The following is a 6,660-nucleotide window of genomic DNA, read 5'->3' on the forward strand; positions in this document are numbered from 1 at the left end:
TGACGGTATGCAACCCTTTCCAGCTTTATTGTAACGGAGTACAATGGGTAACGTTTAAGTTCAACTTGAAGTTTTAGTTGCGACTCGGGGCTTCAGCCGCAATGCAGAGAGAGAGGCGTTCCATGGCGATCTATGTGACATCCGATGCTCACGGGCACGTGCGTGCGCTTGACGAGGCCCTGTCCAAGATTTCGCTGGCGTCCGACGATACACTGTACGTGCTGGGTGACATGATTGATCGCGGGCTCGATCCAGTTGGCGTTATTAAGCTCGTGCGCTCGCTACCCAACGCCCGCGTGCTCAAGGGCAACCACGAGCAGATCATGCTCGATGCCATCATTGGCCAAGATCCGCTCGATGCCGAGACCTGGGATATCAACGGCGGTTGGACTACCCGTCAGCAGCTCAACGATATGGAATTTGAGGCGTACGAGGAGCTCGTGCGTTGGATGGCGACACTGCCGCTCTACGCGGTGGCCGAGACTGACGAGCGCCCGTATCTGCTGGTACATGCCGGCATCCAGACCGAGGCGGCGCGGGCGTTTTTGCTTGAACATGGGGTTGATTGTGCCGATGGCGCGGGGGCGGTGGATGCCGATCGCGAGCTACTGCAGCAGATGCTTGCGGTGCAGTCGTCCGATGACCTGCTGTGGATTCGTCACGGCTATTGGGATGCGCCGACGGGGCTGCTTTCTGCCGAGGGCAAGGGTCCGGTCGTGGTGAGCGGCCACACGCCCACGGTGTCGCTCGGGCGTTATTGCGAAGTGGGCGGCCTGGCGGGACTCGATGAGGAGTCGGGCCGCGGGCAGATTGTGCGCCTGGGCGGCGAGGACACCGCCGGCGTGCCCGACCGCATCGACATCGACTGCGCCGCCGCCACCGGGTCGGAGTTCGGCCGCGTAGGCATTCTGCGTCTGGACGACGGGGCCGAGTTCTACGCGAACATTCTGCCCGTTGAATAATCGGCGCACAGGGTAGCTAATTTGGGACGGGGCTTTTTTGACTACTTTTGCCCTTCTGCCCATCAAATGATTTTTCTGGGACGGGGATTAAATAATCATTTGGCTGCCCGCTAGCTAAGTGAGTAGACTATTTTGGAAATGCCGAGCACCCAACATATTTGCCTCAATAAAACCGCAGGTTACTGACTTGTGCTTTGTTGGCGTGGTCGGGGATTCGGAAAAAGTCTACTCACTTAGTTTTGCGTGATGCATATTGTCCGCAACGAGACCCCAGCCGGGGAGATTCCATCGCAAATTAGCTGCCCCCATTGCACCATTTAGGCGCCGTACGGGTTGCGGTCGCGTTCGATGCGTTGGCGGATGTGGGCGTACTCGATAATCAGTAGCACCAGGAGTAGGGCCATGATGACTAGGTAGCTCACCACAGCGCCCATCAGACCCAGCAGTTTAATCAGGATCACCGGCAGCACCACGCTTACGGCGAAGCAGATTAGGTAGATCCTGGTGACGTCGCCGGCGTAGCGCAACACCGTGATGATGGCGTAGATAAAGTCGATTGCCGCGGTGACGCCGCCGGCGACAACCATTAGCAGCGCCAGCGTGCGGTAGCGCTCAAAGTTAAGGTCGTACATAAAGCTCATGATGGGGATGCCGGGGCCTGCCATAAATGCGGCGCACGCTCCGGTAATGACCACGATTAGTGCCATAACGGCAACAATAATTAGGTCAAAGCGGCGACGCTTGCGTGGATTCGCCCAAATGCTCGACAGACGCAGGAGCTGCGGTTTGTAGATAAATCCGATGCTCAACAAAATGGCCTGCGCCGGAAAGAACAGGGCATTAAAGTACAGCTGATACTTGTAGGCCAGCGTGCCTTCCATCACAAACTTGGGCATGCTCTCGATGAGGTTGAACAGGAACAGTGCACCAAAGAGCGGGGCGCACTGGATAAACAGGTGGCCAGCCTCGCGCAGACTCATGCGGCGTGATTTTTCGGTTTCGAGCAGGGCGAGCGGCGCGGTGGCCAGCACAAGCGAGGCAATCGCGGTGACACCCATAGCCATGGCCGCGATGGGCATGCTGCGTGTGAGGAACAGTGCCAAGCTAAAGACCGCGATGACGCCGGCGGAACGCAGCGTTTGACTCATGCCGGCCAAATAGAGTTTATCGGCCTGCTGCAGGCGGCCCTCGTACACGTCCGCCACGCCGTCGATCACCTTATAGAGGTAGACGCCCAGGCCGATCGTTGCCATCTGCGCATCGTAGCCGCGGGCGCTGCTGTATGCCAGGCCGCATGCCAGCGCGAGCGCTCCGCAGAGCCAGCGGTTGAGCTGGTAGGAGGCGAAGGAGGTTTTTTCGTCGATGTCCGAGACCTGAAAGTTGCGCACGCCGTAGTTGCACGCAATCATGATGAGCGTGCCGGTGACAAAGGCGATGGAGAACTTGCCGGCCTCCTCGGCGCCCACGAGCTGCGTCGACACAATGGTGAGCAGCGGAAACGCCATGCCCCATACGGTGGTGCCCAGGGTATTCCAAAGATAGTCGCGACGGGTGGCGTGATCTTCGTACTCGGCTTCTTGCGTGGAGAAGCCGCCGCCGTAGACGGCTCCGAGCAGGCGGTTCCACCAGGCATTGACCATGCGGTGGATGGGGCCGGGCTCGTGATCGCGCTCGCGGCGACGGCGCGTGGCCTGGCTGGTGTCGGGACCGCCGGCGTTACGCTGGCTTAACTCTTGGATGCGTGCGAGCTCTTCGGCCGTGTGCGATGCGGGGAACAGGCCGTTCTCGATGCGTCCGCCCTGCCCGTGCGCCCCGCCCGATACGGTGGGGTCGGCGACCCCATTGCGGCGGGCGATGGCGCGGCGGATGTTATCGAGGGGCGTGATGCTCAAGGCGATTCCTTTCTCTTGCTGCGTTCTAGTATAGTCGCGGTAGTGTCTATTCGTGTTTTTGAACAGGTTGTTCAATAATTTCGGCGGGCGGCTGTAATTTGTCGGTAAACGTGCGGTATCCTGTTGAAGTTTTGTGACCCCCCGATGCCGCTTGCGCGGTACCAAGGAGTTTCTACCCATGGATGTCGCTGCGTTTTTGCTGGCTCTTGTGCCGATCATCTGGCTCGTCGTGATGCTGCTGTGCTTTAAATGGCCGGCTTGGAAGGCCGCCATTGGCTCGTTCGCCCTTTCGTGCGTGCTCGCCTTTGCGTGGTGGCATTTGCCGGCGGCGCAGATAGCCACGGCCTCGCTCGAGGGCTTTTTGATGGCCCTGTGGCCCATCGTGCTCGTGATCATCGCCGCGGTGTTCACGTATAACCTGTGTGTGCACACGGGTGCCATGGACGTAATCGGCAGTATGATCACCTCCATCAGCAGCGATCGTCGTCTGCTGGCGCTGCTCGTGGCCTGGTGCTTCGGTGGCTTTATGGAGGGCATGGCCGGCTTTGGTACCGCCGTTGCCATTCCCGCCGGCATGCTCGCGGGCCTTGGTTTTGAGGCCGTGCCTGCCGTGCTCATTTGCCTGCTGGCCAACGGCGTGCCCACGCCCTACGGCTCCATTGGCATCCCCACGGTGTCCGTTGCCGACCTGGTGGGTCTGGATTCCCTGCATCTGGCGACCGTTCAGCTGGTGCAGCTTGCGCCCTTCTTTGTGGCGATGCCGCTGCTTATCGTGCTGGTTGCGGGTCGTGTTGCCGATGACCAGGGCAATGTTGCAAGCGTTGCCGAGCGCCTGCACGGCGTTGCCGGCGTGGCACTGCTTTCCGGTGTGTCCTTTGTTGGTGCGGCCCTGGTCGTTGCCATGTTTGTGGGTCCCGAGCTGGCCGTGGTCGTGGGCTCCATCGTGTCACTCGCGCTGACTGCCGCGCTTGCCATGCGCGCCGAGAAGTCCGGTCACCTGGACGCGCGCTTCCATATGAATATCGAGGCCGGCGAACAGCTCACCGTTAAGTCGGCGCTTTCTGCCTGGTCGTGCTTCATCCTGATTTTTGTGCTGCTGCTGGGTACCTCCAACCTGGTTCCCGTCGTGCACGCCGCGCTCGCGCCGTTTGCGAGCCACGTGCAGGTGTATTGCGGCGAGAACCCCGGTACGCTTACGTTTTCGTGGATCAACACACCGGGTGTTTGGATCTTCCTGGCCGCGTTTATCGGCGGTGCGATTCAGGGCGCTTCGCCACGTCTGATGGGCGAGGTGCTGGCCGCGACCGTCAAGCAGATGATGCCGACGGTAATCACGATGCTTTCGGTGCTGGGCTGCGCCAAGGTGATGGGCTATGCGGGCATGATCTCGTCGATCAGTGCGTTTTGCATTGCCGTCGCCGGTGGGCTGTACCCGATTCTGGCTCCGTGGATCGGTGCCGTCGGTGCGTTCGTGACCGGTTCGGGCACGTCCTCGGGCATGCTGTTTGGTCCCATTCAGAGCCAGGCCGCTTCGGCGCTGGGTGTGAGTGACTACTGGATGGTCGCGCTGAACGCCCTGGGTGTCGCCGCCGGTAAGATGATTTCGCCGCAGACCCTCGCCATTGGCCTTGCCGCCGTTCACGTGCGCGGTAAGGACGCCGAGCTTCTGGGCGCGGTGCTGCCCTACGCCGCCGGCATGCTGGTCCTCATGAGCGCCATTGCCATGCTCGGCCAAGGCCTGCCGCTGTAGCCGGCATTTTAGGAACGTCCCCAAGTGCCGGCATCTGGGGACACTCCTTGGCTGTTGCCTGTTCAAGGGTGTCCCCAACGACTGGTCATTTAAGAACGTCCCCAATGACTAGGCCGCTTGTCTGCGATTTTTGACCGTTGGGCGGGCGCTTCACCATTGCCGCAAAAACGTTTTTGCATATCGGGTACAACGGGCTTTACGTGAGTAAAGTGCGTGCCGCGTCCACGTGTCGCGCTTTTAAAGGAGGCCCCATGCCTGGTGTTACCCCTGCAGAAGTTCTGTCCAACTTTGGCATTACGCTGGTCGAAGACCCCGCCGAGAACCAGCCCCGCCTGCTGGTTGACCTGCCGGCAGCCGAGCTCGTCGAGCATGCCATCCGTCGCAACGAAGGCCGCATGGCCTCCAACGGCGCACTGGTGATCGAGACGGGGGAGCGTACTGGACGTTCGCCCAACGACCGCTTTATCGCCGACACGCCCGACGTGCACGACAAGATTGCCTGGGGCGCCGTCAACCGCCCGCTGTCCGTCGAAAGCTACGAGGTCATCAAAGCCGGCATCGTCGACTATCTCAACGAGCGCGACGTGTTCGTCACCCGCGGCATGGCCGGCGCCGATCGTAACCACACACGCCGCCTGCTCGTCGCCTGCGAGCGTGCCAGCCAGGCGCTCTTTATTAAGCAGATGCTCGCCCGCCCGCTTGCCCGCGAAATCGCACGCACCGGCGAGCCGGACTTCTGCGTGCTCGCAGCGCCGGGCTACCAGTGCGATCCCGCCATCAAAGGCCTTAATTCCAGCGCCGCGGTGGTCATCAATTTTCAGGAGCGTGTGATTCTGGTCGCGGGTACCGGCTACTCCGGCGAGATCAAAAAGTCCATCTTCAGCGTCATGAATTACCTGCTGCCCGTCGAGGACGACGTACTGCCCATGCATTGCTCGGCCAGCATGGATCCCGTCACGCACGAGACCGCGGTGTTCTTTGGCCTGTCCGGCACCGGCAAGACCACGCTTTCGGCCAACCCCACGCGCCTGCTGATCGGCGACGACGAGCACGGCTGGTCCGACATGGGCATCTTTAACGTCGAGGGCGGCTGCTACGCCAAGTGCGAGGGCCTGGATGCGTTCCACGAGCCCGAGATTTTCAACGCCGTTCGCTTTGGCGCCATCTGTGAAAACGTGGTACTCGATGAGAATCGCAAGCCTAACTACGACGACGTCTCGATCACGCACAATACGCGCGTGGCCTACCCCGTCGAGCATATCCCCAACGCGTGGACCAAGGGCATGGGCACCACCCCGAGCGTCGTGCTGTTTTTGACCTGCGACGCCTTTGGCGTGTTGCCGCCCATCTCGCGCCTGACGGCCGACGCCGCCATGTACCACTTTGTGACGGGCTTCACCGCCAAGATCCCCGGCACCGAGGTCGGCGTCACCGAGCCCACGCCCACGTTCTCCTCGCTGTTTGGCGAGCCGTTTATGCCGCTCGACCCCATGGTCTACGCTAAGATGCTCGGCGAGCGCATCGCCGACGGCCGCACGCGCGTCTACCTGGTCAACACCGGCTGGATTGGCGGCGGCTACGGCGTGGGTCATCGCATCGAGCTTGCCTATACGCGCTCACTGGTCGCTCGCGCCCTCGAAGGTACCATCGAGGACAGCGAGTTTGTGCACGACGACATCTTTAATGTCGACATTCCCACGACGTGCCACGGTGTGCCCGACGGTATCCTGGTGCCGCGCCAGTACTGGCAGAGCACTGCGCGCTACGACGAGGCCGCGCACAACCTGGCGGTGATGTTCGAGGAGAACTTCGAGAAGAAGTACTCGCACCTGCCCGAGTCCGTCAAAGCCGCCGGCCCGCACGCCCAGGTGCCCGCCGAGGCCCGTCATCGCGGCCGCGGCCTGCTGGGACTCCGCCACTAGCGTCGCCTCAGACCCAAAACCACCACAAAGGGGACAGTGAACTGCCTCCCATTTCTTGGACATCGGGAAATGGGAGTTTTGGAGTGGGTATGATGAATTGGACACCTAGTTAAGAGCGAAAGGTGTTCAAGATG

4 protein-coding genes are annotated in these 6,660 nt (G+C 61.1%); 3 read left to right on the forward strand and 1 reads right to left on the reverse strand.

Features of this window, described 5'->3' with window-relative positions; genetic code table 11:
* Positions 1-122 precede the first annotated feature (122 nt).
* Positions 123-962, forward strand: coding sequence for a metallophosphoesterase (locus KSY82_RS08210; RefSeq protein ID WP_217750880.1), 840 nt, complete (start codon positions 123-125; stop codon positions 960-962).
* Between the two features lie 317 nt (positions 963-1,279).
* Here the strand turns inward: KSY82_RS08210 and KSY82_RS08215 are convergent, their stop codons facing one another.
* On the reverse strand, positions 1,280-2,854 hold the full coding sequence (locus KSY82_RS08215; protein ID WP_368042051.1) for a lipopolysaccharide biosynthesis protein: 1,575 nt from the start codon (positions 2,852-2,854) through the stop codon (positions 1,280-1,282).
* Between the two features lie 178 nt (positions 2,855-3,032).
* On the opposite strand from KSY82_RS08215, the gene KSY82_RS08220 reads away from it, so the two are divergent.
* Positions 3,033-4,604: an L-lactate permease gene (locus KSY82_RS08220; RefSeq protein ID WP_217750881.1), complete on the forward strand. Its 1,572-nt coding sequence runs from the start codon at positions 3,033-3,035 to the stop codon at positions 4,602-4,604.
* Between the two features lie 251 nt (positions 4,605-4,855).
* A complete protein-coding gene (gene pckA, locus KSY82_RS08225) occupies positions 4,856-6,526 on the forward strand; it encodes a phosphoenolpyruvate carboxykinase (ATP) (protein WP_217750882.1) in 1,671 nt (556 codons plus the stop codon).
* Positions 6,527-6,660: the final 134 nt, after the last annotated feature.

This window comes from Collinsella aerofaciens, assembly GCF_019131995.1.
In the GTDB taxonomy this organism is placed as follows: Bacteria; Actinomycetota; Coriobacteriia; order Coriobacteriales; family Coriobacteriaceae; genus Collinsella; species Collinsella aerofaciens_S.

Coding starts and splice junctions, on each gene's coding strand:
- KSY82_RS08210 (WP_217750880.1), top strand. CDS start 123: ATGGCGATCTATGTGACATCCGATGCTCACGGGCACGTGCGTGCGCTT.
- KSY82_RS08220 (WP_217750881.1), top strand. CDS start 3,033: ATGGATGTCGCTGCGTTTTTGCTGGCTCTTGTGCCGATCATCTGGCTC.
- pckA (WP_217750882.1), top strand. CDS start 4,856: ATGCCTGGTGTTACCCCTGCAGAAGTTCTGTCCAACTTTGGCATTACG.